Here is a 26143-nt window from a genome sequence, read left to right on the forward strand (position 1 = left end):
ACAGATAACATTAAATCGAGATTTCTCCACTCCGCAAGCTGCGGTCGAAATGACACGGACGTCCCGACAGAGCAAAAAAAAATCCCGATTTGCATCGGGATCCTTATTAATATACTTCGCTTTCTTTTAGCTTCTCTGTGTTGTTGACTAGCTGAAGCTCATCGATCAGTTTGTGGATGTTGCCGTTCATGAAGCCGTCGAGGTCGAAAAGGCTTACACCGATACGGTGGTCGGTTACACGGCCCTGCGAATAGTTGTAGGTGCGTATCTTGGCCGAGCGGTCGCCGCTGCTTACCTGCGAGCTGCGTTTTGCGGCATCTTCTTCCTGTTTTTTGGCAAGTTCCATTTCGTACAGACGGGAACGTAAAACCTGTAGCGCTTTATCTTTATTCTTATGTTGCGATTTCTCGTCCTGGCATTGCGCCACAAGCCCTGTAGGCACGTGGGTCATACGTACGGCCGATTTGGTCGTGTTTACCGACTGCCCGCCCGGACCTGACGAACAGAAGAAGTCGATACGTACATCGTTCATGTCGATCTGTACGTCAAACTCTTCCGCTTCCGGAAGCACCATAACAGTAGCTGCCGACGTGTGTACGCGTCCCTGTGTCTCGGTTTGCGGCACACGCTGAACGCGGTGTACGCCTGCCTCAAACTTAAGGGTGCCGTATACATCTTCGCCTGTAACTTCAAAGATAACCTCCTTGAAACCGCCCGATGTACCTTCGTTCATATCTACCACGCTGGTTCTCCAGCCCCTGCCTTCGCAGTATTTGGTGTACATCCTGAAAAGGTCGCCCGCAAATATACTGGCCTCGTCGCCACCGGTCCCGGCACGTATCTCGACCATTACGTTCTTGGCGTCTTCAGGGTCTTTAGGTATCAGCATGAACTTGATTTCCTCTTCCAGCTGCGGAAGCCTTTCTTTTGCCTCATCCAGCTGCATTTTGGCCATTTCTACCATTTCAGCATCGCTGCCATCGGAAATGATTTCCTGCGCCTCTTTAAGGTTGCCGGTCACGTTAAGGTATTCCTCACGTTTTTCCACAAGCCCTTTAAGGTCTTTATATTCCTTATTCAGCTGTACATAGCGCTTTTGGTCGGCAATGATATCCGGCTGGATAACGAGGTCCGACACCTCATCAAAACGCTGCTTTATAAATTGTAACCTGTCTAACATTTTTCTTTCTCCTTATTTCGATGTGCAAAATTACAAAAATTGTTCCAATCCTGCACTGTTTGTTTATAATCATTAAAAGCGTGAATCTTAGCCACAAATTGCACTCTAAAGCTATACCGCAGAGTATCACTGAGGCGGCACAGAGATGCACGAAGGCCTTTTTTTAGATTATCACCTTTGGTGAGAGAGCACTGAGCGGCATTGTAATAACATCCTGCTCTGTGTGCTCGCGCAATGCGCAAACTCAAAAATTACTTGGTGTATCTCTGTGTCTCCTCGGCGAAACTCTGTGGTAGTTCTTAAAACCTAAGAACAAGCAGCACAATACCCCGTTACCCAACTACTAATGCTTTCCTTCCGGTAGCCCTGCGGCAACTGTACCGTAACCTGCTCTTCAAGGCACTCTACCTTCTGGCAGCCCACACACCTAAAATGGAAATGGTCGTGCGTGTGATGCTCATGATCGTGGCAGTCCATGCACAGCGCGAAGTAATACTTGCCTTCATCGCTGAGGATACGGTGGGTAACGCCATCCTCGCAAAAGCTGTTGAGCACCCGGTAGATGGTCACGCGGTCCATTTCACCTTTCACTTCGGCCTCTATCATTTCCTGGCTAAGGGCGTTGCCGGCATTTTTCAGCAAGCTGAGGATGGTGCTTTTTGCGGGTGTGTTACGTCTTTTCATTTTATTAATGCAATTATGTTGCAATAATACGAATTTAATTTATCTTTACCAAAATAATTTTATCCTCACCCCGACCCTCTCCAAAGGAGAGGGAGACGGAACGTGCTTACTCAAACGTGACAATATCAACAATATATCTTTATTAAAACACAAATATGAAACACAGATACGACGTTATTATCATAGGCGGTAGTTACAGCGGATTATCGGCGGCAATGGCACTGGGCAGGACATTGCGTGGTGTACTCATCCTTGACAACGGGAAGCCGTGTAACCGGTTTACGCCACATTCGCATAACTTTATTACGCACGATGGCGAAACCCCTGCGGTAATTTCGGCGAAAGCCAAAGAACAGGTACTCGCCTACCCTACTGTAAAATTCGCTGTCGAAACTGTGACATCTGCAAAAAAAGACATGAATGGCTTTGAAATTATGACCGAATCCGGAATTGTACTTTTATGTAAAAAACTGCTGATCGCAACGGGTGTAAAAGACATTATGCCGGATATCGAAGGCTTTGCGGAATGCTGGGCGAAGTCGGTGGTGCATTGCCCCTACTGCCACGGCTATGAGATACGAGGTAAAAAGACCGGTATTCTGGCCAATGGCGATACTGCCTATCATTATGCGCTGTTGGTCTCGCAACTGACGGACGACCTCAGTATTTTTACCAATGGCAAAGCCGGATTTACGAAAGAGCAGCGGGATAAGCTTGAGAAGAACAACATCATCATTAGTGAAAAAGTGGTAACGAAACTGGAGCATACAGAAGGCTATGTAAACAGTATTATTTTTGAAGATGGCAGCAGCCAAGGCATTGAAGCCATTTATTCGAAACCCGTCACGGTGCAGCATACTGATATCCCTGAAACATTAGGCTGTACCATTAATGAGTTTGGGCTGATACAGGTAGATGAGATGCAGCGGACGGATGTACCCGGTGTTTATGCGGCGGGCGATTGTACTAGCGGCCAAAGGGCGGTTGCGGTAGCTGTCGGTTCGGGGATGAAGGCGGGGGCTATCATCAATGCCGAACTGGCGATGGAGGTGTTTTAAAATATCGTATTATTGCTTTTTTATAAGCTATGGATTATAAAGTTTACACTCCTTCTGATGCCTTATCGAAACAGGTGCGTTATTACTGGAGCCTTGAAAGCGGTGATGATGTGCAGGCACCCGAAAGTCACAGGATATTCCCTGATGGCTGTATCGAACTGATATTCCATTACAGCGGGCTGTTCCGGACGTATGACGAGATCAATAACGCACAAACACAGCCACTGAGTTTTGTACATGGGCAGCTAACATCATTTATTGAGGTAGAATCGACAGGTGTTATCGGTATTTTTAGTGTACGTTTCAATCCGGCAGGGCTAAAGCCTTTTACCGATACCCCAGTGCAGGACTTTACAGACATTTCTGTAGATGTACGCGAGATCTGGGGCGAAGACGGTACTCTCCTCGAAAAAGAAATGCTGGGCGCTGCCAACAATGAAGAACGGGTTGTAATTATAGAAAGCTTCCTTTTAAAGAAGCTTGAAGCTGTCTCTTTTGACAACAGCGATGTGGAATACTGTGTAGATGCCATGCTGAAAAGCGAAGGTACCGTAAGCATCGACAAGCTCGCCGATGAGCTTGAGATCGGCAAACGCCAGCTGGAGCGTAAATTTATTGCCGCTGTAGGGCTTTCGCCAAAGATGCTTGCCCGTATTATAAGGTTCCAAAATACATTGCAGCTTATTGAGAAAAAGGAGTTCACCAATTTTACCAATGTGGCCTATGACGGCGGGTTTTATGACCAGGCCCATTTTATAAAGGACTTTAAGGAATTTACAGGGCTGAACCCGAAGCAGTATTTCTCGGAGAACCTGGAGATGGTGAAACATTTTACTTTTGAATAAGGCCTCTCCCCAACCCTCTCCAAAGGAGAGGGAGCCGGAACGTGCTTACTCAGAGGGTCATCTTGAAACTCACATAAAGCCTTGTGTCTATAGTGAAAAACCTTGTGTTCCTTGTGGTAAAATTCCAATGTCGCTTTTTTACAATTTTGCCATTTATCCAAAGTACATCTTTGCAGCACATAAATAAACAATCATGAAAAGAACAATTACATTTTTATCAGCTGCTGTAGTATGCGGGACAATATTTTCGTGCAACGGCAAAAGAGAGCCGGAAACTACTCAGACAGAAACTCCCGTTGCAAAGACCTATCCGCAGCTTGAGAAAGCCAGCTGGCTTGTCGGCAACTGGGGCAACACAACACCCGAAGGTATTTTGAGCGAAAGCTGGGAAAAGGAAAACGATTCGGTATATAAAGGGCAGTCTTTCTTTGTTATTGGTAAAGACACTGTTTTTGCAGAATATATCGACCTGGCAGAAACCAATGGAAAACTAACCTATATTGTTAGTGTAAAAGGCCAGAACAATGAAGCACCAGTGCCTTTCGAAGTGACCTCAGCCACTGAAAACCAAATGGTATTCGAAAATCCAAAGCACGATTATCCAAATAAGATAACCTACAACAAGATCAATAATGATTCGCTTGTTGCAGAGATTTCGGGGATACAGAAAGGCAAGCCGGCAATGGAAACGTTCGCGATGAAGAAGCAATAGCAATAAATTATTGAGGTTCTATTCTATTTTTTGTTGAAAAAAATATATTTTTAGCAATAAAAATATCAATAACAATGAAACAAGCAATTACATTTTTATCTGCGGCATTTTTATGTGGTACAATGCTCTCATGCAATAACAAAAAAGAAAGCGAGACCCCTGAACCGAAACATGAAGAGGAGGTTAAAAACTATTCTCAACTGGAAAAAACGAACTGGCTTATCGGCAAATGGGGTAGGACTACTGGAAGAATAACAATATCAGAAAATTGGGAAAAAGCCAACGACTCAACTTACAATGGAAATCATTATATTGTGCTTGGCGGTACAGATACAGTACATCACAAGTTGGAGCTTCAGGAGTCAGCAAAAAAACTATCCTTAACAATATCCGACAGTGAAGGGCCTGTTTCTTATGAAATGGTAAGCTCAACTGATACACAAGTCGTATTTGAAAACCCAAAAAAGGATAAACCTAAAAAGATAACATACCGAAAAACGGATGATTATAATATGGTAATTGAAACATCGCGGGTCGTTGAAGGCAAACCGATCTCTAATGAAACTGCGATGAAACGACAATAAGATCAATTTTTCTTCTTACTACGAACCCTGCTTATGGCAGGGTTTTGCTATTTTTACAGCACAATAACCTCCTATGAAATTAATTACTGATATAGTTTATACAAAACAGGATTATACTGCAAATCCCCTGCCCTATGCCGAGTATGACAACTGCACTTTTACCGACTGCCTGTTTAATGATGCCAACCTCACCGGAATCATTTTTACGCAATGCCGCTTTGAGGGCTGCAACCTCAGCAATGCCAATAGTAAGGGTACTGCTTTTAAGGAAGTCTTGTTCATCAACTGCAAGATGCTGGGGCTTAATTTCAGCGTAAGTGATCCTTTCCTTATTACGCTTGGCTTTTCGGAGTGCCAGTTAGACCTCGCCTCATTTTACAGGCTAAAGCTGAAAGGCACACGTTTTATCAAATGCAGCCTTAGGGAAGCCGATTTTACCGAAGCCGATTTTACTTCAGCAAGCTTTGATGGCTGTGACCTTGCCCACGCGATATTCGACAATACACTGCTTGAAAAGGCTGATTTCCGTTCTGCAATTAATTATTCCATCGAGCCTGAAGCCAACCGCATCAAAAAGGCAAAGTTCTCACTACAGGGTGTTCCGGGACTTTTGAATAAATACAATATTGATATTGAGTAACTACCTTCTTGCTTTGAAATATTCACTGAAATGCATGCAGGATGAATCATCAAAGTCTTTGCAATATGACGGGTATTTCTTTTTAAGCTTTTTATAGTAAATATTGCTGTACAACAGCTTGTTTATATCAGTGTGTTCCTCCGTTGTCTCGTTATTGTAGCGATACATAAGTTTCATACGCTCGCAATTGGCCGCATACCTCAGGCACAACGCCTTGAATTTCTTCGTTTTAGCTGATTTATAAGCCTGTATATAGTAGTATTTCGCATAATTACAGTCGTGAAACTCCTCTTCATCCGGTAGTCCGCTGGTAAGTTCGCTGCTGGACCAGGTATAACGCCGCATGTACCACGTGTTGCCGTTCTGCGTCATGTTATAATAGCAGTTGGCTGCCAGGAAATTATAGTAATCCCGGTCTTTCTCTTTCGGGTCGGCACCTTTAGCGATATATTGAATCAGATGTTTCGTAATATCCGCTTTGGTAAGCTGTATGCTATCCCTTCTTTCTGTAAAATCAGGCGTGTATTTGATCTGATAGAAAGGATTATTGTCAAGGTAACCTGAAGTACGGCTATCAGGTGCCATTTTATCAAAAGCAGCCAGTGCATCTTTCAGCTTGTTGATACGGATGTATTTTGTGCCCAATAGCTCATAAAGGCCGTTCAGGTCGTCCATATCTTTATAGAGCCATTGAGAAAAATCATCAGTACTCCGCTTCCCTTTTAAGTCTGTGATGAGCGCTTTAACAGCGGACGTCGAATATACGCCATCCAGATACTCGAAGTAATAGTTGTAATAATCATCGTAATAAGGGGAATGCTGGTCCTTCGCTTTCCAGTTGACATCGTACCCCCGCATTCGCGAATACAGCAATGCGGCATCAGTAGTATTGCCAAGATATTCAAGCTCACGGCCAATGGCGAAAACAAACTTTGCATTAGTGCTGCTCAATTCGCCCATAAGTATAGCTTTCACGGTTTCGGGAATTACCGCGCTTCCCTTTGCCTGGTTAGCGGTAAGGCATAACGACTTTATTAATAGCAGCTGATGTGCAAAGCCTTTATCATTAGCTGCCTCTTTTTTCAAAGTCCCGATAAACGCCAGGCAGGCATTGTAATCCTTAACCATGAACAGCAGGTAGGCCTTGGCCGCTTTAAATACCTGTGGGTTTTGGACTTTATTCAAATCCACCGAATTAATGAACTGCAACACTTTCGCGGCATATTCCCTGTCGTCGGCCACACGTTCCATAAGGAGTTTAGTAGTCTGCTGATTTTCATAATCCGCATAAAGCATCGGGCTGAAGTAGGAATAGTAGGGCGTGTATATCCAATCCTCCAGCTTGTTCATTTCGCGCATCAGCAAAAAGCCCAATGCATCCGAACTGGTGTCATACTTATATATTCCTCTGAGCCCCTCGAGCGCATAATCCGTTTTCCGAATGGCATACATAGTATATATGGCCGCGATCTCCTTCTTGTTTTTGGCGTATTTCAAAACTTTGGCAATGGGCAGTTCTTTATTGAAATAATAGAACACCTGGAATCTTTTATCGGGCGCATTGGCAAACACCATTGCGGCATAATAGCTTTGCAGCGCAGTATCCTTCTCGCCTGCTATATGGAAGTAAAGGCTCCAGTAGTCAATGATGTCGTTGTGCTTTTTCCCTTCGAAATAATCGTCATATATTTTTTTGGACGTTACATGATCCCTGTTGTAAAAGGCCATGCGTATCGCAAGGAAATAATACCGTGACCTGATAGCCGTATTTTTTACCTGCTTCGCCCTATTAAGCGCAAGGCTTATCTTTCCCTGGCGCTTGGGGAAAACAATATCCTCATCGCGCTCCCACGGATTCTCATAATATTCATTAAAGCCTTCAACAGTTTTGGCAAATTTCAGGTACTCCAAAGCCTCAAAATCCTTTATGCCGTAGAGATAGCGCAGCATAGGATTTTGCGAATTTTTATTGATATTTATCGCCCCCAGTCCATAAACCGCTTCTTCGGCACTTTCGGCTGAAACTTTGTTGTTGCAGTACTTTACCCACAGCATAATATTCGGGTCGTCGCCTGCAAGGGATCTATAATTCGAAGGCGGGCTATCGGCAAAAGCAGATGACGTATAATTGAACATCGAATACTGCGGATAATCTCCAGTAAACGAATTAAAAAAGCAATACCGCACCTCATCCCCTTCCGGATAATACCAACAGGCATTGACGCTTTGCGAAAAGCTACTCAGTAAAAGCAGTATAAATACGGGAAAATTCTTCATGGCTGTAGCTTTTTAATTGTTGTTCGTCAAGGTGAAAAAGTGATACGGTAATGGTTTTATCGAAAGTCACATTCTTTTTTATTGCTGTAATGGCCTCCTCAAGGGTTTCTTTAGTTACGCCTTCGTGCTTTATCCTGTCGCCTTTCCGGATGAAAACCTCATCGATCACAGTATCCTTTACAGCCTGGTACCAAAGGTTATCGATCTTTTTGAAGTTCTTCCCCGTCATCGTGCTGCTGTACAATATCGCGGAGAATTTGTTATTCTGGAATACCTGCATCCAGGAATAGACCGGCAATGCAATATCCAGGTGAAGCGGGTATTTATTATCTGTATCTAAATAGCTTTCGAGCTCGTCGATATCCAGTATCGAGTTCTTCTTTTTGTCATCCAACGGATGAATCAGGTTGTAGCACATCAGCATGGCGCTGTCTACCGGTGGAACGCCCATCTTATCGGGATATTTGTACGGATACAGCCGCAGTGTACAACTTAGTTTTTTTCCTGATAACGCCTTTAGCTTTTTGAGGAAATAAAAGTAATTGTCTTTAGTAGAAGGCGTCCAGTCGCAGTCCATCTGGTATTCGGCGATATCCATTGCCGATCCGTCGTTTGAGTTATGAAACCTGTCATTGGTATATTTTGCAATCAGGAAGTCCACATTGCCGGCAAGGGTATCCAGGCTGCCTTTGGTACATTTCTTAAAAACTTCATTGCGGATGTACACAACCGGCACAACCGTAATGCTGCTATCGGCTTCATAAAGATGGAAGCCCGTCTTTGCCGTGGGTGCACTGCCAAAAACGTCATCTTTTTCCACTTCAAAAAATTTGACGTACAGTTTTTTAACCCCGACAGATTTCAGGAGCGTGTCTTCCTTACCCGACAGGCTCCAGGAAGTATTTTTCCAGTAATAAAATGCCCGTTCAACATTTTCTGTCTTGTTGTGGGAACAGGATATTAGCAAAAGTGCTGCTAAGAGCAGCAAAAATGTGGGTTTCATCAGTAAGGAAAAGGATTATAGTCAGGTAACGCAAAAGTCTGTTAAATGTATATGTTTTACTTCAATTATTTTCATAAAAAAACCTGTTTATTTCTAAACAGGTTTTTTACTATATGTTCTGTCACTTCGAGCGCAGTTGAGAAGTTTTCGAAAAAAGAAAATGCCGCATTTCGACTGCGCTCAATGTAACTTTTCTTTTGAACGACTACGTTACTTTACAGGAATATTCTCCAGTATCTCCAGTACGAACTTCCAGTATTTCTGTGCCGACTTAATGCTTGCCCTTTCGTCGGGGCTGTGTGCGCCTTTGATGGTAGGCCCGAAGGAGATCATATCCATTCCCGGATAGTTCGTCCCAAGGATGCCGCATTCCAGTCCGGCATGGCAGGCCACTACATTGGCTTTGCTGCCGTTCTGTTTTTCGTAGATGTCGGTCAATACGTCAAGGATAGGCGAATTTACATTCGGTGTCCAGCCCGGGTACGAACCTGTGATAGCCACCTCGCAGCCAATAAGCTCGAATGCCGAACGCAATGCATTGGCCAGGTCAAACTTACTGCTCTCTACAGACGAACGCGTAAGGCAGCCTACATGGAGCTTCCCGTCTTTCACGATAACCTTCGCAATGTTGTTGGATGTTTCAACCAGGTCGGCGATATCGGCGCTCATACGATACACGCCATTGTGGGCGGCATACAGCGCACGCGTCAATCCTTCCTGCACGCCAAGGTTCATAACTTTAGTTGGGGTTTCGCCTTTTTCGATAATAATTTCGAGGTTTGGCTCGGTGGTTTTGAATTCTGTCTGGATATCGCCAATGGTTTGTTGCATATCGAAAACAAAAGCCTCATCAAATATCTCTGAAATGATTACTTTGGCTACGCTCTCCCTCGGGATGGCATTGCGAAGGCTTCCGCCATTTATTTCCGATATCTGCAGGCCGAAGTTCTCAAAGCCGTCAAACAGCAGGCGGTTCATGATCTTGTTGGCATTACCAAGCCCTTTATGGATATCCATACCGGAGTGACCACCGTTAAGGCCGCGCACCGTTATCGTAAAGCCAACCGAATTCTCAGGGGTTTCCTCTTCCTCATATCCCCTTTCGGCAGTAACATCTACCCCACCGGCACAGCCAATGTCTATTTCGTCGTCTTCCTCCGTGTCAAGGTTCAGTAATATTTCACCGCTCAATAAGCCACCTTTAAGGCCCATCGCGCCGGTCATTCCGGTTTCTTCGTCAATAGTAAAAAGCGCCTCGATAGCCGGGTGTGGTATATCGGTGCTTTCGAGAATCGCCATGATGGTTGCTACGCCAAGGCCGTTATCGGCACCAAGGGTTGTCCCTTTGGCACGCACCCAGTCGCCATCCACATACATTTCGATACCCTGCGTATCAAAATCGAAAACAGTATCGGAGTTTTTTTGGTGCACCATATCGAGATGACTCTGCATCACGATAGTCTTGCGGTTCTCCATGCCTTTGGTGGCAGGCTTCTTAATAATCACGTTGCCCACTTCGTCTTCAATGGTCTCAAATCCTAATTTCTTCCCGAAGTCTTTCATGAACGCGATGACCCTTTCCTCTTTTTTCGAAGGGCGGGGCACCGCATTAAGGTCGGCGAATTTATTCCAGAGCGCTTTTGGCTCAAGGTTCCTAATTTCCTGGCTCATTTATGTTTGTTTGTTGTTTAGTTCTTATTATAAAATATACTTCTTAAAAATATCCTTCACATCCTTCTCCTCTACCTCGCCTATCCATACGTTGTGCGGCTGCAGGCAAATGTTCGGGGCGGTTTTGCAATTATCTGTACATTCCATGCAGGTCAGCTCGACATCGCGTTTCATTCCGTACTCTTTTATCAGGTGCCTGAACCCTTTCTAAACTTCATTGCTATAGCGGCTGCATTTCTTGCCGTCACAAATAAAAATAACCCTTTCCGGCGCATCGATCTTTTTCATTGGGCTATCCTGTTTACCAAGACAAAAATAGGCTATACCGCAAAGATGCGCAAAGAAGACACAAAGTTTCACAAAGAAAAATTCATGCATTTTTAAGTTCACAAAGACTACGTTCTGGCAGAGCAGAATTACTTTGCGCCCTTCTCTACTTATAGGCTTTGCGCGTCTTTGCGTTTTCTTTGGGCATCTTTGCGGAACTTCCTGCCTCAAATTTTGATCAAAAGATAGTATATTTACAATCTATCACTATTATTCGATGAAGAAAAAGAAAATACTGGCAATACTGCTTGTTGTACAAATAATCATTGTTAACCTGCTCGGGTTATTCCCGGGATTTGTAGAGAAGTACTACAGTAACGGTATCTTCCCTGTTCTTTCAAAAGCGTCACGGATACTTTTCGGATGGATTGGTTTTTCTATTGGCGATATCCTTTACCTTATAGCCATTTTCCTTTGCATTCGCTGGCTTTGGAAAAGGCGGAAAACCTGGCGTAGGGAATACAAATACAATCTGCTTACGATGGCAGCTACCTTCTCCGTGTTTTACTTCCTGTTCAACTTTCTTTGGGCGGTCAATTACCGCAGGGTTCCGCTGCATGAAAAAATGGGCATGGACAAAGAGTACACACTTACCGAACTTGTGGCATTTACCAAAAAGCTAATCGTTAAGACCAATGCCATGCATGCGCAGATCGAAAAGAATGATAGCCTGAAAATTGTAAGTCCCTATACTGTTGATGAAATATATTTCAAATCGATAAACGGCTATAACAATCTCGGAAAGCACTACCCTTATTTTGCCTTTGATCATGAGAGTATTAAGTCGTCATTGCTAAGCGCTCCGTTGTCGTACATGGGCTTTGGCGGTTACCTGAACCCTTTTACGAATGAAGCCCAGGTAAACAACAGGCTTCCAAAATACAACCTGCCTACTACCGCCTGCCACGAAATGTCGCACCAGATAGGCTATGCCAGCGAAAGCGAGGCAAACTTCATCGGGTATATGGCCTCTATTTATAACGATGACCTTTATTTTAAATATTCGGGTTATTCCTTCGCGCTGAAATACTGCATGAACAACATTGCCAGGAAAAACGAGAAGCTTGCTAAAAGCCTTGCCCCACTTATTAGTAAAGGGGTTTTAACCAATTTTAAGGAAAGTGAAAAATTCAGCGAGGAATATGATTCTTTCGTTGAGGATATTTTTGAATATATCTATGATAATTTCCTGAAGCTTAACAGCCAGAAAGATGGCATGAAAACCTACAGCAAGTTCGTAGGGCTGCTTGTGAATTATTATGAAAATAAAGAATTGTAATAAGATCAAAATTTTAAAAGATCCATATTAACCACAGGTACATAGCCTTAGAAAGTGATATTAAAGACCAACGAAGTTACACAGAGCCTGGAGTTCGCTTCACTATGTGCGAATATATCTCAATCAGTAGCAATAGATCACCATATATCCTATGAAGCTATGTGGTTAAACTAAATTTTAGACATTTAATAAATTTAAATTGTTCCCTGAGTGTAACATTTTTGCCTTTTTACCTACCAATGCAGCATGAGTTCGTCAATTGAAACGTCTTTTGTAAACCAGCTTCAGGAAAACCAAAACCTGATACATAAAATATGCAGGCTCTACACTAACAATGAAGATGCCCACAAAGACCTGTTCCAGGAGATAACCATACAATTATGGAGGGCCTATCCGCAGTTCAGGGGCGATGCCAAGTTTACCACATGGGCCTACAGGGTCGCACTTAATACCGCCATTACACTTTACCGAAAGAAAACCAGGACTGTAGATACAATAGAATTTGACAGCAAACTGCATCGCGTCAACCAGGATGAATACAATTATGAAGAGGAGGAGCATATAAAACTGCTGTACCAGGCAGTCCAACAGCTTAATGATATTGAAAAGGCACTGGTATTTATGTACCTTGAAGATAAGGATTACACAGAGATAGCTGAAACACTGGGTATCAGCGAAGTAAATGCCCGTGTAAAAATGAACAGGATAAAAGGGAAACTAAAGAAAATATTAAATCCGTAAGGAAAAATGGAAGAGTTAGATAAATTAAAACAAGACTGGAAGAAGAACCAGGGGAATTTCCCCAAGTTCTCCGAGAAGGACATTTATGCCATGCTGCATAAAAAGTCTTCTTCCATCGTAAAATGGATACTCATTATAAGCATACTCGAATTTGTATTTTGGCTGGGACTGTCTTTCCTTATGAAGGATAACAAAAGTACCAGGCAGATGGAAAGTTTTCACGTAGATTATATTACGATACCAATGACCGTATTTGGATATGTCATAATCATTTATTTCTTCTGTATGTTCTATATCAACTACAGGAAGATAACAACAACCGACAATGTAAAAAAACTGATGGACAGCATACTGAAAACACGTAAAACTGTTTCTCACTATATCATTGCCAACATTGCCTACCTAATCATTTCGTTTATTATTGTATTTATCATCTATTTCCAAAAAGACCAGAAACTTCTTACTACCCTCCATAAATATGAAGAGCATGGCAATGCAATGATGTTTTATTGTATCTATATTGCACTGGCAATAGTATGCATAGGCATCTTTGTGCTGGTATTCTGGCTGTTCTACAAACTAATATATGGAGTACTGCTCAAACGCCTGCGCCACAATTACGAAGAACTTAAAAAAATAGACCTTTAAATCCATTCACAATGAAAAAAATACTGATTGCCGCAATAACTCTTTTTACCTGCTTTGCGCATGCCCAGCAACTGGACAATGCGCTTTTATGGAAAATTTCCGGAAACGGCCTGAGCAAACCTTCTTATTTGTTGGGTACCATCCACGTTACCTGCGATGCCACACTGGATAAAAATACACTGGACGCACTGGGAGCAACCTCACAGCTTTATCTGGAAATGGATATGGATGATCCCGGCATGCAGGCGAAAATGATGACCGGCATGATGATGAAGGATGGTAAGACCCTTACTTCGCTGGCAAGCCCCGAAGATTACAAGATCGTAGATGAATTCCTCCAGAAGAATGTAGGTATGGGTGCAAAAATGATGGATAAGTTTAAGCCTTCACTGGTAGGTATGATGGTTTTGCCAAAAATGATAGATTGTCCAATCCAGTCTATCGAAGGCGAGCTGATGAAAGTAAGCAAAGAGCAAAAAGAGGAAGTTTACGGACTTGAGACAATGGAGGAGCAGATGGCCGTATTTGATATGATATCGTACGAAGAACAAATGAAGGAGCTTGTAAAAACCGCTAAAGAAGGGATTGATGAGAGCAAGGCTACATTTAAAAAAATGATGGATCTCTATAAGGCAAAAAACCTCAATGGCCTGATGGACTTCATGAATGACGAAGATAATCAATTTTATGGCGAGAACAGCGTTGTATTGCTTGATAACCGTAACCGGAACTGGATACCGAAAATAGAAGCAATCGCTAAAAAGGACGCTACTTTTTTTGGTGTCGGCGCTGCCCACCTTGGCGGTGATCAAGGTGTGATCATGTTGCTAAGGAAAAAAGGCTATAAAGTGGAAGCTGTGAAATAATTTCGAAACAGAAGCGTTATACAACAAATCCTACAAAAAATATTTTTTTGGCCTACAAATTGTGTAGGCCTTTATTATATCAAACCAATACCTTACTATGAAACACATCTACGCCTTTTTTTTCATGATAACATCTGCAAGCTTATTTTCTCAGGTTGTCAATGATACTATTAAGAATGACAGTATCAAAAAAATGGAGACCGAACTTGACGAGATTGTGCTCGAAAAGAAGAAAAAGGCCGTAGAGCGCAAAGCCGACAGGACCATTTTTAATTTTGAAGACCAGCCGCACCTGAATTCTGGGTCGTTATACGATGGGCTTAAAAAAATTCCCGGCCTAATAATTTCCGATGTTGCAGGGATGCTGTACCAGGGAAAGTCATTGCAGGTTTACATGGACGGGCGGCCCCTCAATATTTATTCCAATGAGCTAAATGCCTATATGGAAGGACTTCCTGCAAACTCGATTGAAAAAGTGGAAATCATTACCCAGCCCGGCGCCGAATTCCCCGCGACATCCGGGGGCGCTATCATAAATATTATCACATCCAAAAACACAAAAAAATATTTGTCGGCCACCTATTCTAACGGGTACAGCTATACCAAATATGACGATTCAAGGCACAGGTTCAATAACAGCCTGCTGCTAAGTTCGGGCAACAAACTGTTTACCTGGCAGATAAATGGAGGACAGAGTTATGGCGAAAACTACCAGGCGACAAGGTTTACCGCTCCCGGCGTGGTACTCTCGGAAAATTATTCCGACAGGGTAAACCGGTTCTATTACCTAAGGTCGGGCGTAAAATTCGATTTCAAAAAAGACCGCCTGCTGCTTAATTATGACCTTAACGGAAACAATAACACTTCCTATATAACCGCCGACGGCGCCGGCTTTACATCGGATGATAAAAGCAAAACACAGCGTTTTTACAATGACGCAATGGCTACATACCAAAAGCGTTTTGACAACCCTTTTACAAAGCTCGATTTCCGTTTCAACTATAACAACAGTGACAGCGATTTCAGCCAGGATTCGAGGCTGAACCAAAATACGGTACTGGGAAATAACAGCGACCAGGATTTTTACCAGTTTAAAACCGACTATACGCAGGAAATAAAGCTGGTGGACAAAACCAAGATAAGTGCAGGGGTATTGGCAGACAAACTCGACTTTACAGCCGAAAGTGGAGGAATAAAGAATCTTGAATATACAAGGTCGAGTTATGCAGCCTATGGCGAAGCGCAGGTAACGTATAAAAAATTCGATTTTATACTTGGCGGAAGGCTGGAGTCGTATAACATTCGCGGAAATACTGCTACCGATGACCTGATCCCGTTTGAACTCACCCGCTTCTTCCCGAATGCTACCATCCAGTACAATATCATGCCGCAGGTGTACCTGAATACCAATTTTAATAAAAAGATAAGCCTGCCGGATACGTCTTCGCTAAACCCGAACAATACCAACTACCAGAACCCGAATGTGGGCTTTTTCGGAAATCCGAACCTGCAGCCGTCCATCTTTAATAATTATGAGATCCTGTTGAGCGCATTTGAATATTTTACGATAAATTATTCTGTTACAGATGCCAATAACCTTATAATAAACAGGATCATAAATACCGAAAGCGGCGGGGCTGCCAGTGTTTCGCAAAACCTGCCGAATGCCACCATCCGTAACTTCAGCTTTGGTATACCGGTGCCCTATATGCTTTTCACAAAGGGCCTTGACGCGGTGCTGAAAATGGATTTTAACCCTGATGAGATCAACTTCCTGTATATTTATGCCGGCAGCCAAAAGCATACTATCCCCGGCGTGGATACTAAGGCGGTGTGGAACATCAATCTATCATCACAGATCATCTTACCGAAGAAGATAAAGCTTTCGGCCAACTTCAATACCACAACCGCAGGCGGGAACTATTATTATTACTCGGTAAAACGTCCGCTTTACCAGCAGCTGGACCTTAATTTTTCCAGGAAATTCATGTCGGATAACCTCTCAGTATCCGTTTATGTAAATGATTTGCTCAATACTAACAGGCAGGGATTTGGCTCTGTAGGTACCGACCTGTTGTATACCACCAAAAACGACACGCGAAGGGTCGGTTTTTCTTTGAACTACAAAATACCTACTAAGAACAAATTAGCAAAAGAGAGCAACATATTGAGTAACGAGAAACAGCAGCAACCGGATAGTTTGATAAAGAATTAAAAATAAAAAGAGAGGCGGGTGCCTCTCTTTCTTACTGGTTAATGATATTATTATTCCCTGACGATTTTGTGGGTCGTAACTGTACCGTCATTCGTTTCAACAGTCAGGATATAAATGCCTGAAGAAAGCGCGTTCACATCCAGTTTAATGTTCTTGTTGCTGTCTGCTCCCAGCTGCCTTTCAAGCACCAGTTTGCCATCAAGCGATACCAATCTTATTGCTTTTAGAGAGATATTCGCTGATACGATGTTTAGCTCGCTGTTGGCTGGGTTCGGGAAGATTTGGAGAGAGCCTGTAGGTTTGGCTTCCTGCCCTTTGGTTTGAGGCATGGCGTGGCGGGCCACGAAAGAAGGTGATCCGATATCACATGGTTCTATATAAAAATGTCCTGTTGAGCCATTTAAGCATTCAAAACCTGTAGTATCGGTTCCGTCACCAGGCAATAACACTATCTCGCCTGTAAGTATATTATCTTCATAATGGCCTGCATGATAAATAGCTGTTGCACCAGAACTAATCGTGTTATAAGCGTTTATATAATCAGATGCCTGCTGCTCATCGGTACCTGAAGGCACATCTCCATGAAGTTCTAGATAATGCTGACAATCTCGATCCTCACAGGAAATATTGCAGATATTATCTATATAAGCAGTTCCAAAGTCATAAGATGGAAGATGATGTTCGTTGCTATAATCTGTAATGATAAACTCCAAAGTTGCTTCACTATCCGGTTCCAAAAGTTCAGTTGATAATTCGCCACATCGCCAACCTGTATATATTGAATATCCAGTTAAATTCGATCCTCCATGATAGAACATCTCTGTGTCATTTGTATTTGCAACGATACAATTACTTGCAACAACAATACCATTTTCATCAATTAATCTTGCTATAAACCGGGCGTTTAGGTCGGCATCATAATCATTAAAATTATCACCAAAAATTAACGAAAAATCATAGCTAACAACATCGCTCCCTACAATAAATCGTTTTCGCATTCTAGCTATACTTAAGACGTCACCTCCTACACTACCATTTAATTTTATTGCCCCATTTCCGGCACTAACTCTTGTTACAAGGTCACCCGATTCATATAGAATTCCGTCATATCCCTCAAATATGCTGTTGTCATTATTAACTAAAATAATTTCATCATAAAAATAGGCAGGATTTACAACCGGAAGAGTAGGAATCGTAGTCATTGAATTACTGAAAAGTGTTTCACAATCAAATACCACGTCATAATCTTGTACATTACCGCGGGCAAAGCTATAACCATTCATGATCAAATCCGTAATCGTTACATCCTCAAATCCTCCATTATCACAAATATACCCAATAACAGGCTCTGGCATTGGTTCATCATTCATTCCAGTTCTACGATTGACAGAGATCTGCTGCTGAATATATAGTTCCCTCAATTCGTTCTTTTTTATTTTCAATAATAAATTATCAAGATCGGGGTCTTCTGTATAATTGTCATTTTTTACTTCTTTTGTAAAGTTCTTGCGAACTAAGGCTTCCTTTTCCGGAGTAAGTTTATACCCATCCAGATTTTCAGAGATAAATCGCTGAATTTCTTTTTCCTGCGCCTGCAGCTTTAATGTCTTTTCATATTTAGGCTTGTATTGCCTTTTTTCCTGCGAAAAGGATTGAAAAGCCATCAATAAAAAAGCAACAAGCAATAACTGCATTGTGTACTTTTTCATAATTATTGTTTGTTAAGTAACAATTCTACTTTTGCTTCCAGTTCTTCCAGTCTGGCATTTTGTGCCTTCAATTCCTCGATCTGCTTTTCCTGCTCTATAAGATGTAGCGTAAGCTCCTCGATCTTTTCCTGCTGCAGCGTTACCATGTTTCCAAGTTCTACGCCTTCCGCTTTTACTTTTTCTGCTGACGGCATATTTGGCAGGTGGCCGTTTTCTAAAATATACTTTTCTGTGTCTTTTAGAGAAAGCAGGTTGTAGTCTTTTGCAAAAACATAATCCGGCCAAATCCAATCTTCGTGTAGCCTGATGCGTACTTCTTCTGCTAGAATTCCTCCTCTTACAAAGAGTCGGTATTTGTCTGCATTTTCAAGGCCTGTGAGTGCGGGGAAGTCACCGAAGCCCTCGTTACCGGAAGTTCCTTCAAACCCAATACCTACTTTTTTTGCATTGAATTTGAGTTCTTCGAGAGAGAAATCTCCATATATCAAAGGGATATCTTTTGTGGAATTTTCAATAAATAATATATCATCTACCTCGCCAAGATTGTGTCCCGCATTATAACCTATGAACACATTAGAGTCTCCGGAAACCCCAAAACCAGCCTGAAAACCAAGCATAACGTTATAACTTCCAATAGAACTTTGACCTGCACTTGACCCTAAATATGCATTTTCATTATTCGAGGAACCACTCGCATTTGTATATCCTGCGTGATCTCCTAAGCCGACATTATTGGTTCCAGCATATATACCCGACTGCTGCCCAACAAATACATTTTTATCTCCTGTCGATTGCTGCCCCGAGAGTCTTCCTATAAATATATTTCTTGAACCAGTTGCATCTACACCCGCTCCAGCACCAAAAAAACAATTATCAACCCCTGTTACATTACCTGTACCGGCCTTGTAACCTACCATCGTATTATAGCCGGCTGTATTAGCCATTCCAGCTTGATATCCAATAAATGTGCTAAAACCTGTTGTAGCAGATCCTGCTGGCATTACCGCACCGGCAGAAGTGCCAACATGGACATCGGTACCCCCACCCGGGCCTGAACCTGTACCTGCATTATACGTCTGCCCAAACCCGATCACCGATACCAGTAATCCCATTCCTAAAAAAATTCTTGTTTTCATATTTATAAAATTAATTGGTTACATATTATTCGGAAATCCGTTCGTAAAAGGCAATAGAAATTTACTCCCAAAACGGGAGATTTTTTTGAAAATAAAATTTGAAAAATGAAATTTAGTCGTAAATGCTGATTAAAAGGCTTGTAAATTTATGTAATAAATTTAATACAAAAATTGAATCCCCATTATTATTAAAACCTTAATTCGATGTAAAGCAATAGTCAGTCGTTAAAATGCATAATACACCAAACAGTGGTTTGTTTTAACAATGGTCAAATAAAAATCAAAAAAGTTTGTGTTAAAATAAAAAAAGAGGCTTTCGCCTCTTTCAATTTTCTAATACTGCCACTTGCGCTGCTTATTGAGCTCTTCCTGCTGCTCCATCACTTCGGCAGGGATGACTTTGAGGAAGGACGGGTGCTGCTCTATGGCATATTCTATTTTTTCCAAAATCGATTCTACGCTTTCGTTTTCATAATCGATCTGTAGTGGCTCTTTTACAATAAACGATTGCAGGATACCTTTCTTTTTCATTCGAAGGCCTTTCTTGTCGAATGAGCGGCGGAAACCATCGATAACAATAGGCACAACTATTGGCTTATGTTGTTTGATAATGTGCGCCGTACCTTTACGGATAGGCTTAAACGGTTTTGTGGTGCCCTGCGGAAAGGTTATGACCCAACCGTCTTCCAAAGCTACACGGATGTTCTCGGTATCGTTGGGATTTACCTCACGCTGCACCTCTTTGCCTTTTGCCCTCCAGGTACGCTCAACGGTTATTGCCCCGGCGTAGGATAATATTCGCGGTAGCAGGCCTTCTTTCATCGTTTCTTTGGCCGCTACATAATAGATATTGAGTTTAGGCTGCCATAGATAGCCAACGTTCTTAATAGTATCCTCACGCCCTTTAAGGCTGGCGTTAAATACGTGGAACATGGCCACAACATCGGCAAAATAGGTCTGGTGGTTGGATATGAACAATACATTTTTATCCGGCAGTGCCCTGATGATTTCAGAGCCGTCGATGTAAAGTTCGTTAAATCCCCTGTAACGCCTGTGTGTGAGTACCCCGAAAACGCGAATTAGCCATTTTTTCAGGAATAATATATGTCCGAAAGGATTTCTTTTGAATAAACCCATAATGATAACAAAATAAACCGCAAACTTACAAAAAGGTTATTATTTAACGGCGGTTTTTATCGTTTCTTTAAGCTCGCTCAGAATCATCGCCGTAGCGCCCCATACAATATGCTCTTCAAACTTAAATGCCGGGACCATAAGATTTTCTGCATAGGAGGTTTGCATCCCTGTACTGACAACAATAGCCTCGTCAAGAAAGACATCGAGCGGCAGTTGGATGATTGCAACCACTTCATCGGGGTTGGGCTTAAAAGCAGGCTCATTTTCAGTGATCCCTAAAAACGGGTATACAAGAAAATTGCTCGGCGGAATATATATTTCTGAGAATGGCATGACAACATTAATAGCATCGGGCGCTATGCCAATTTCTTCAAATGTCTCACGCAGCGCTGTTTCGGCAAGGCTTTTATCCTGTGGCTCTGCCTTACCCCCCGGGAACGATATTTGTGACGAATGGACGCCGGGATATGCGTTGCGCTTTATCAGTACAAGGTGCGTTATGCCGTCTATAGGATAAAAAAGCATCATAACTGCCGATAGGCGTGGGTTTTTATCCTTATAAAAATCTTTATCAAGCGAGCGGATCCTTTCTAGCGGAGACATTTTTACATGTGCTTCTACAGCGGGCAGCTGTTGATTCAGTATCTTTGGTATATATTTGGTGAATTCGGTAAAAAGCATTGTTATCGTTACGGTTTCAACCATAAAGATACTTCAAAATGCATCATAAAAACAAACAACATGTTTAGCAAAGCAGAGGCGCAAAAAATAAAAAAAGAATTCTGGACAGCATTCGCAGAGGCCTATCCCCGTAAGTGGCTTTTATACAACACGAAGATAAAGGATGTCACTTTCAAGTTTTATGTTGATAATAAAAAAGCACAGGTAATGCTGGACATAGAACCTAAAGAGGATGAAAAGCGCATCATTTATTTTGAAAAAATAGAATCGCTGAAAACAATACTACTTGAAGAGTTTTTGCCGGATGCAGTATTTGAAAAGAATTTTTACCTGGAAAACGGCAAAGCGATCAGCCGGGTGTGGGTGGAACTGAATGGCATAAGCCTTTACAATATGGCGAGCTGGGCTGCAATATTCAGGTTTTTCAATATTAATATGGATTCGTTCGAGCGTTTTTTTTATGAATACGAAGATTATATCCGCGACCTTGAAATAAACACATAAAAAAGGGCTGCCCGAATGAGCAGCCCTGATTGTTTTAGTAAATTTAGTTAGCGGAGCATTGCAAAGTGCCCTCTGAGCTCCCTGCCGTCTTCCCTCGTAACTACAAACCAGTAATCTGTAGAGGGCAGCTGGGCGCCGTTAAGTGTGCCGTCCCATCCTTCGTGATTTGGCCCGAATGATGTTATCAGCTTTCCGTAACGGTCGAATATTGTTACGTTCATGTGTGGCTCTTTTACAGAGTATTCAATACGCCACCTGTCATGTACGCCATCGGCATTAGGTGTAAAGAAGTTAGGGTAATGCATCAGTACAACTTCTTTTATGTCCTGTCCGCATCCGTTCATGTCTTTAACATACACATTGTACACTCCGGTTTCGAGGCCTGTGAATACATTTTCCGCCTGGTAGTTTACACCATCGATAGAATATTCATATTCTCCGGCTTCTTTCGTATAAACAGTTATAGCATTATCTTCCCTTGTCCAGTCTTTAGTATCTACTTTCTCGATTGTTGGCGTGAAAGATGCTTTAATCTCCACTTCAGCAAAACCATCACATGATTTATTGCCATACGCCTTTTCTACAATAACGGTGTAAACACCCGGATCTGTTACCAAAATACTGCGTGTTGTTTCGCCTGTAGACCATAGGTAGCTGCTATAGCCAGCGCCTGCCGACAGCATTAACCTTCCTTCATTACATATACTTCCACTGGTGGTAATTACCGGTTCCTGATAGTCGCCAATAAATAGCCTGAACGAAGTTGTGCCATGGCATATTGATATTTCGTTGTGCACAAGACGCGCATATATGGTTTGACCGTTAGTAACGTTAGTATAAAACTCAGGAAGTGCACTTACACCGTTATCGGCATCCGCCTGTGTAAGATGGTAGGTAATCGTATAAGTAGCGCTGAATAGTGACCCAAGTACACCTGCATTTTGATCTGTAAGGTGGAATTCATGATTTTGTACAGTACCTGCTTCAGCACAGATTATCATATCGCCGGGATTTGTCGCACTTGCAATAGCCGGCAGCGACTGTACATTGAACCAACGGGTAACAATGTTTCCACAGGTATCTTCTATTTCGAAAACATATTCTGCAGGCTGGAGATTGGTAAATATATTACTTGTACCATTATCGAAATCGAAAGGAGCACCATTTTTTTCAATGATTTTATAAGCAGTTGGATAGCCGGTTACATCAAGCATGACATTGTTTGGTGTGCCAAGGCAGGCAAGCGAATACGCACTGTTTATTGAGAAGCCTTCAGTGTATTCAAATTCGCCAAGCACGCTAAGGCAAATTGTATTTTCGGCGCTTCCGCTGCTAAAGGTTTCAAACTTTTTAACAACCCTGAATTTACCTGCATAATTAAGGTTATTCCTTACCGTATTGTTGCTTAGTTTGATACTGTTACCTGTTACAGGCACAGTGCCTTCATTATAAGCGTTTCCGTTAGAAGGATGGCCCCAAGTGCCCGTAGCAGGATTAAATTTCTGCAACCAGTAGGAAGAGGCTTCTACTCCATTGCTGGCATCGGTAATTTTCACAGAGAAGCCACCGCAGTTTGGCGTATATACGAAACTGTTTTGAGGCGGCATATATCCTTCAACATTTATGGTCTGCGCTTTTACAACACCACATATATCTGTTGCGGTAAAAGTGTAGGTGCCTTGCGGAAGCCCGGCCATATAAAGGTTGCCTTCTGCATCTATATTAGCTGACACTGAATAGGGAAGTGTATGCCCAAATGCAGACGGTGCAGCGGTAATAGTAGCCGATTGAAGCATACCGTTACCACTCCTTACGCGTACGGTACCAAACCCTGCATCGCATGCCGGAAGGGTAGCAATATCAAATTCTTTCTCTACATAAGGAGGTACTTCAATATCTTTTTGATATTCAAATCCGCAATCATCTGTAAAAACTATAGTATAAACGCCAAGGGGCATGTTATTAAGTGTCAGCCTTCCCTGCGCATTAATATTAGCGGTAACAATTTGTGGTAAGGCAACCGTATACGTAGAAGGAGCTGCAATGATAGTTGCCACTACAATCTTCTGCTGAGGAACGGTTATTCTTATCCTTCCATATTCAGAAAAGCATCCGTTATTCGTTCCCGTAGCAGTCGGTTTTGGCATAACGAACTCAACGAGTAGCGTTGTAGTTGCCGTCCTTCCGCAGCTGTCTGTTATCTCAACTTCATAATTCCCAAAAGGTACAGGATTAGTTACGCTTCCATAATTTACTGTAGCATCTGTAAAGGGTTCTCCTGCATTCGTGTTAAATGCAGTGGCATCAAATCCTTCCGGCGCACTTGTAAAATTAACCGTAAAAGAGTTTGTGAACTTTGTTGCATTAAGAACAAGGAATTTATTCGCACATGGTGCATCTTCAGTTGCAAGTGTAACAGCAATTTTAGGGTCTACAACACCAGACCTTTGGTAAACTGCATTACAATTATCAGTAACTGTTATATCATAATCATATACATCTGCAAGTCGTGGCAACACAGCAGAGATTTCAAGAGAATCAGGTGCGCCACTGTTATAGGTATGGTCAAATACAATAGTATCGCCACCAATATTCATAGGCGTTATGGTATGCCTTACAGATAATGGATAGCTGATCGTACCACCGTCAGGACTAACTACGTTATTTACCCTGATAGAGTCACAAGGCATACCTATTTCGGAATACGTTGCTTCGGATATATCCAGAGTAGAATTCACTACAGTAAGGGTAAATGTTTTTACTTTTGCTACCCCGCAGTTGTTATACACTCTTATATTATAGCTGCCTGTTACCATGTTTTGGAACACATTTGAAGTTTGCAGGGGCCTTGTAATGGGTCCTGAAATAATTTCATAAGATTCTGCAATACCGGAAAGTGTATTTACGATGATATTACCGCCATTGGCACAATTTTGACTATCGGATGTCACACTGAAATTAAGCGGAACAATATTATTGGTAATGGCAATAGTTTGTTCCTGGGAATTAGTAAGGCTTCCTAAAGATTGTATTGCAACAACTTTATAATTACCGGCACTGAGTCCTCCCACTATGTTTTCAGACAGGATCGCAATAGCAGTTGAAGTATCCGGGAGATGATATACTTTAAATAACATCAAAGATCCCGGTGTAGTATTTGAAACTGTAAACCTTATAACTCCATTGCCTAAGCACGTTTCATCTGTTTTAGTTACCTGGAGATTAAAATTTGCGAGTTGACCCCTAACAGTAGTTGTGAATAGTACAACTATTACAAGTAAAGTTTTAAATAATTTCATAGCTTAATTGAATTTTACCAAACATTTAAACACCTCATTCTGTTAATCTTGTCTTAAAAACAGTAATCAGATATATCATTCTACATATTCCACTATGCAATATTACGAAAACAATACCGTAATTAACTGATTATTAGTAGGTTGCAAGTGTAGTTGGTCGATTGTTTTTGCATTATTTAATTATTGAATATTGTTAATTAATTACAAAAATCTACAAATCAAACAGTTATGAAGTATTAAAAAAAAACTATTCAAATATTACTTTCTGTTAAAATTTGGTAAATAATAGGTATTTTATTTTATTTTAAGAGAATATTAGAGGATATTTCAAATAATTTAGATAATAAAACATTATAAGTTAACGTTTCAATATCTTTCGGTTAATATTAAACGACGAAATTTCTCACTTAGATTACCAAAAAAAACTTAAATCGGCCAAGAAGCTAATTACAAAGTGAAAATTTATAAAATGGTATTGATAAGATTAACAAAATTGAATGTATGAATTTATGTTTGGAAGTTTTAGAAGTTTACAAAACACCTAAAGGCCGGAACATTAAACGTATCTATATAAGGAAGACACGCAGTGTTCTTTGAACTGATCTGAGATACAATGAAAGGATAATGTGTGTAGAAGAGTTTTTGCCGTGTTAGGCTCACTAAATTATATGCATAAATTTATTAATACCACAGGTTTTTGTATTGATCCATTTATCATCCCACAGGTTTTTGTATTGATCCCAGGTTTCTGCATTGATCCCGTTTACTTTAAAAATGGTATAAAACAAAAAACCCTTCATCGTTAGATGAAGGGTTTCTAAAAAAAAGGCGATGACATACTCTCCCACAAATTGCAGTACCATCTGCGCAGGCGGGCTTAACTACTCTGTTCGGGATGGGAAGAGGTGAGCCCCGCCGCAATAACCACCTTAAAAGGTTCATTGCTT

The 26143-nt window shown here is 41.8% G+C and carries 22 protein-coding genes and 1 rRNA gene; 11 read left to right on the forward strand and 12 right to left on the reverse strand.

Going from position 1 to position 26143, the window contains the following annotated elements; all coding sequences use genetic code 11:
- Nucleotides 1–106: 106 nt before the first annotated feature.
- Both prfA and AAEO56_RS12465 read right to left on the reverse strand, forming a co-directional pair.
- The gene (gene prfA / locus AAEO56_RS12460; RefSeq protein WP_341697394.1) at nucleotides 107–1180 is read right to left on the reverse strand and encodes a peptide chain release factor 1; all 1074 of its coding nucleotides are present in this window, start codon (nucleotides 1178–1180) and stop codon (nucleotides 107–109) included.
- A gap of 306 nt (nucleotides 1181–1486) precedes the next feature.
- Nucleotides 1487–1864, reverse strand: a complete 378-nt coding sequence (locus tag AAEO56_RS12465) for a Fur family transcriptional regulator (protein ID WP_341697395.1) — start codon at nucleotides 1862–1864, stop codon at nucleotides 1487–1489.
- Between the two features lie 155 nt (nucleotides 1865–2019).
- On the opposite strand from AAEO56_RS12465, the gene AAEO56_RS12470 reads away from it, so the two are divergent.
- The 5 genes from AAEO56_RS12470 (at nucleotide 2020) to AAEO56_RS12490 (ending at nucleotide 5703) form a co-directional block, all read left to right on the forward strand.
- On the forward strand, nucleotides 2020–2922 hold the full coding sequence (locus AAEO56_RS12470; RefSeq protein WP_341697396.1) for an NAD(P)/FAD-dependent oxidoreductase: 903 nt from the start codon (nucleotides 2020–2022) through the stop codon (nucleotides 2920–2922).
- A 29-nt stretch (nucleotides 2923–2951) separates the two neighbouring features.
- Complete coding sequence (locus AAEO56_RS12475; RefSeq protein WP_341697397.1) at nucleotides 2952–3767, forward strand: helix-turn-helix domain-containing protein; 816 nt, start codon at nucleotides 2952–2954, stop codon at nucleotides 3765–3767.
- A gap of 193 nt (nucleotides 3768–3960) precedes the next feature.
- Nucleotides 3961–4479 carry a DUF6265 family protein gene (locus tag AAEO56_RS12480; RefSeq protein ID WP_341697398.1) on the forward strand — a complete coding sequence of 173 codons (519 nt, stop codon included), beginning with the start codon at nucleotides 3961–3963 and terminating at the stop codon, nucleotides 4477–4479.
- 74 nt (nucleotides 4480–4553) lie between these two features.
- The gene (locus tag AAEO56_RS12485; RefSeq protein ID WP_341697399.1) at nucleotides 4554–5063 is read left to right on the forward strand and encodes a DUF6265 family protein; all 510 of its coding nucleotides are present in this window, start codon (nucleotides 4554–4556) and stop codon (nucleotides 5061–5063) included.
- 73 nt (nucleotides 5064–5136) lie between these two features.
- Nucleotides 5137–5703 (forward strand): pentapeptide repeat-containing protein, encoded by a 567-nt coding sequence (locus AAEO56_RS12490; protein WP_341697400.1) that lies wholly within the window; start codon nucleotides 5137–5139, stop codon nucleotides 5701–5703.
- Here the strand turns inward: AAEO56_RS12490 and AAEO56_RS12495 are convergent, their stop codons facing one another.
- From AAEO56_RS12495 to AAEO56_RS12510, 4 genes are all read right to left on the reverse strand, one after another.
- Entirely contained in the window at nucleotides 5704–7980 is a 2277-nt protein-coding gene (locus tag AAEO56_RS12495; protein ID WP_341697401.1) for a hypothetical protein, read from the reverse strand. It abuts the gene before it with no gap.
- Nucleotides 7940–8983: a hypothetical protein gene (locus AAEO56_RS12500; RefSeq protein ID WP_341697402.1), complete on the reverse strand. Its 1044-nt coding sequence runs from the start codon at nucleotides 8981–8983 to the stop codon at nucleotides 7940–7942. Before AAEO56_RS12500 ends, AAEO56_RS12495 begins: the two co-directional genes overlap by 41 nt.
- A 210-nt stretch (nucleotides 8984–9193) precedes the next feature.
- A complete protein-coding gene (locus AAEO56_RS12505) occupies nucleotides 9194–10654 on the reverse strand; it encodes an aminoacyl-histidine dipeptidase (RefSeq protein ID WP_341697403.1) in 1461 nt (486 codons plus the stop codon).
- Nucleotides 10655–10681: 27 nt separating this feature from the next.
- Nucleotides 10682–10828, reverse strand: a complete 147-nt coding sequence (locus tag AAEO56_RS12510) for a (2Fe-2S) ferredoxin domain-containing protein (protein ID WP_341697404.1) — start codon at nucleotides 10826–10828, stop codon at nucleotides 10682–10684.
- Between the two features lie 370 nt (nucleotides 10829–11198).
- Between AAEO56_RS12510 and AAEO56_RS12515 the strand changes: the two genes are divergently transcribed.
- The 5 genes from AAEO56_RS12515 (at nucleotide 11199) to AAEO56_RS12535 (ending at nucleotide 16730) form a co-directional block, all read left to right on the forward strand.
- The gene (locus AAEO56_RS12515; RefSeq protein ID WP_341697405.1) at nucleotides 11199–12260 is read left to right on the forward strand and encodes a DUF3810 domain-containing protein; all 1062 of its coding nucleotides are present in this window, start codon (nucleotides 11199–11201) and stop codon (nucleotides 12258–12260) included.
- A 246-nt stretch (nucleotides 12261–12506) separates the two neighbouring features.
- Nucleotides 12507–13001, forward strand: a complete 495-nt coding sequence (locus tag AAEO56_RS12520; RefSeq protein ID WP_341697406.1) for an RNA polymerase sigma factor — start codon at nucleotides 12507–12509, stop codon at nucleotides 12999–13001.
- A 6-nt stretch (nucleotides 13002–13007) separates the two neighbouring features.
- Nucleotides 13008–13649 carry a hypothetical protein gene (locus AAEO56_RS12525; protein WP_341697407.1) on the forward strand — a complete coding sequence of 214 codons (642 nt, stop codon included), beginning with the start codon at nucleotides 13008–13010 and terminating at the stop codon, nucleotides 13647–13649.
- An 11-nt stretch (nucleotides 13650–13660) separates the two neighbouring features.
- Nucleotides 13661–14515 (forward strand): TraB/GumN family protein, encoded by an 855-nt coding sequence (locus AAEO56_RS12530; RefSeq protein ID WP_341697408.1) that lies wholly within the window; start codon nucleotides 13661–13663, stop codon nucleotides 14513–14515.
- 97 nt (nucleotides 14516–14612) lie between these two features.
- Nucleotides 14613–16730, forward strand: a complete 2118-nt coding sequence (locus AAEO56_RS12535) for a TonB-dependent receptor domain-containing protein (RefSeq protein ID WP_341697409.1) — start codon at nucleotides 14613–14615, stop codon at nucleotides 16728–16730.
- Nucleotides 16731–16780: 50 nt separating this feature from the next.
- Here the strand turns inward: AAEO56_RS12535 and AAEO56_RS12540 are convergent, their stop codons facing one another.
- From AAEO56_RS12540 to AAEO56_RS12555, 4 genes are all read right to left on the reverse strand, one after another.
- The gene (locus AAEO56_RS12540) at nucleotides 16781–18439 is read right to left on the reverse strand and encodes a T9SS type A sorting domain-containing protein (RefSeq protein ID WP_341697410.1); all 1659 of its coding nucleotides are present in this window, start codon (nucleotides 18437–18439) and stop codon (nucleotides 16781–16783) included.
- A 2-nt stretch (nucleotides 18440–18441) separates the two neighbouring features.
- Nucleotides 18442–19575, reverse strand: a complete 1134-nt coding sequence (locus tag AAEO56_RS12545; RefSeq protein ID WP_341697411.1) for a hypothetical protein — start codon at nucleotides 19573–19575, stop codon at nucleotides 18442–18444.
- Nucleotides 19576–19908: 333 nt separating this feature from the next.
- Nucleotides 19909–20712 (reverse strand): lysophospholipid acyltransferase family protein, encoded by an 804-nt coding sequence (locus tag AAEO56_RS12550; RefSeq protein ID WP_341697412.1) that lies wholly within the window; start codon nucleotides 20710–20712, stop codon nucleotides 19909–19911.
- A 39-nt stretch (nucleotides 20713–20751) separates the two neighbouring features.
- Nucleotides 20752–21417, reverse strand: coding sequence for an NUDIX hydrolase (locus AAEO56_RS12555; protein ID WP_341697413.1), 666 nt, complete (start codon nucleotides 21415–21417; stop codon nucleotides 20752–20754).
- 36 nt (nucleotides 21418–21453) lie between these two features.
- Between AAEO56_RS12555 and AAEO56_RS12560 the strand changes: the two genes are divergently transcribed.
- The gene (locus tag AAEO56_RS12560; protein ID WP_341697414.1) at nucleotides 21454–21897 is read left to right on the forward strand and encodes a DUF4268 domain-containing protein; all 444 of its coding nucleotides are present in this window, start codon (nucleotides 21454–21456) and stop codon (nucleotides 21895–21897) included.
- Nucleotides 21898–21944: 47 nt separating this feature from the next.
- Here the strand turns inward: AAEO56_RS12560 and AAEO56_RS12565 are convergent, their stop codons facing one another.
- Both AAEO56_RS12565 and rrf read right to left on the reverse strand, forming a co-directional pair.
- Nucleotides 21945–25196 (reverse strand): T9SS type B sorting domain-containing protein, encoded by a 3252-nt coding sequence (locus AAEO56_RS12565; protein ID WP_341697415.1) that lies wholly within the window; start codon nucleotides 25194–25196, stop codon nucleotides 21945–21947.
- 823 nt (nucleotides 25197–26019) lie between these two features.
- Nucleotides 26020–26128: ribosomal RNA gene (gene rrf, locus AAEO56_RS12570) — 5S ribosomal RNA — on the reverse strand.
- Between the last annotated feature and the right edge of the window lie 15 nt (nucleotides 26129–26143).

This window comes from Flavobacterium arundinis (assembly GCF_038289855.1).
Lineage (GTDB): Bacteria > Bacteroidota > Bacteroidia > Flavobacteriales > Flavobacteriaceae > Flavobacterium > Flavobacterium arundinis.

Excerpts from the sequence above, each read along its gene's own strand:
- prfA (WP_341697394.1), bottom strand. The coding sequence starts at position 1,180 with ATGTTAGACAGGTTACAATTTATAAAGCAGCGTTTTGATGAGGTGTCG.
- AAEO56_RS12465 (WP_341697395.1), bottom strand. The coding sequence starts at position 1,864 with ATGAAAAGACGTAACACACCCGCAAAAAGCACCATCCTCAGCTTGCTG.
- AAEO56_RS12470 (WP_341697396.1), top strand. The coding sequence starts at position 2,020 with ATGAAACACAGATACGACGTTATTATCATAGGCGGTAGTTACAGCGGA.
- AAEO56_RS12475 (WP_341697397.1), top strand. The coding sequence starts at position 2,952 with ATGGATTATAAAGTTTACACTCCTTCTGATGCCTTATCGAAACAGGTG.
- AAEO56_RS12480 (WP_341697398.1), top strand. The coding sequence starts at position 3,961 with ATGAAAAGAACAATTACATTTTTATCAGCTGCTGTAGTATGCGGGACA.
- AAEO56_RS12485 (WP_341697399.1), top strand. The coding sequence starts at position 4,554 with ATGAAACAAGCAATTACATTTTTATCTGCGGCATTTTTATGTGGTACA.
- AAEO56_RS12490 (WP_341697400.1), top strand. The coding sequence starts at position 5,137 with ATGAAATTAATTACTGATATAGTTTATACAAAACAGGATTATACTGCA.
- AAEO56_RS12495 (WP_341697401.1), bottom strand. The coding sequence starts at position 7,980 with ATGAAGAATTTTCCCGTATTTATACTGCTTTTACTGAGTAGCTTTTCG.
- AAEO56_RS12500 (WP_341697402.1), bottom strand. The coding sequence starts at position 8,983 with ATGAAACCCACATTTTTGCTGCTCTTAGCAGCACTTTTGCTAATATCC.
- AAEO56_RS12505 (WP_341697403.1), bottom strand. The coding sequence starts at position 10,654 with ATGAGCCAGGAAATTAGGAACCTTGAGCCAAAAGCGCTCTGGAATAAA.
- AAEO56_RS12510 (WP_341697404.1), bottom strand. The coding sequence starts at position 10,828 with ATGAAACGCGATGTCGAGCTGACCTGCATGGAATGTACAGATAATTGC.
- AAEO56_RS12515 (WP_341697405.1), top strand. The coding sequence starts at position 11,199 with ATGAAGAAAAAGAAAATACTGGCAATACTGCTTGTTGTACAAATAATC.
- AAEO56_RS12520 (WP_341697406.1), top strand. The coding sequence starts at position 12,507 with ATGAGTTCGTCAATTGAAACGTCTTTTGTAAACCAGCTTCAGGAAAAC.
- AAEO56_RS12525 (WP_341697407.1), top strand. The coding sequence starts at position 13,008 with ATGGAAGAGTTAGATAAATTAAAACAAGACTGGAAGAAGAACCAGGGG.
- AAEO56_RS12530 (WP_341697408.1), top strand. The coding sequence starts at position 13,661 with ATGAAAAAAATACTGATTGCCGCAATAACTCTTTTTACCTGCTTTGCG.
- AAEO56_RS12535 (WP_341697409.1), top strand. The coding sequence starts at position 14,613 with ATGAAACACATCTACGCCTTTTTTTTCATGATAACATCTGCAAGCTTA.
- AAEO56_RS12540 (WP_341697410.1), bottom strand. The coding sequence starts at position 18,439 with ATGAAAAAGTACACAATGCAGTTATTGCTTGTTGCTTTTTTATTGATG.
- AAEO56_RS12545 (WP_341697411.1), bottom strand. The coding sequence starts at position 19,575 with ATGAAAACAAGAATTTTTTTAGGAATGGGATTACTGGTATCGGTGATC.
- AAEO56_RS12550 (WP_341697412.1), bottom strand. The coding sequence starts at position 20,712 with ATGGGTTTATTCAAAAGAAATCCTTTCGGACATATATTATTCCTGAAA.
- AAEO56_RS12555 (WP_341697413.1), bottom strand. The coding sequence starts at position 21,417 with ATGGTTGAAACCGTAACGATAACAATGCTTTTTACCGAATTCACCAAA.
- AAEO56_RS12560 (WP_341697414.1), top strand. The coding sequence starts at position 21,454 with ATGTTTAGCAAAGCAGAGGCGCAAAAAATAAAAAAAGAATTCTGGACA.
- AAEO56_RS12565 (WP_341697415.1), bottom strand. The coding sequence starts at position 25,196 with ATGAAATTATTTAAAACTTTACTTGTAATAGTTGTACTATTCACAACT.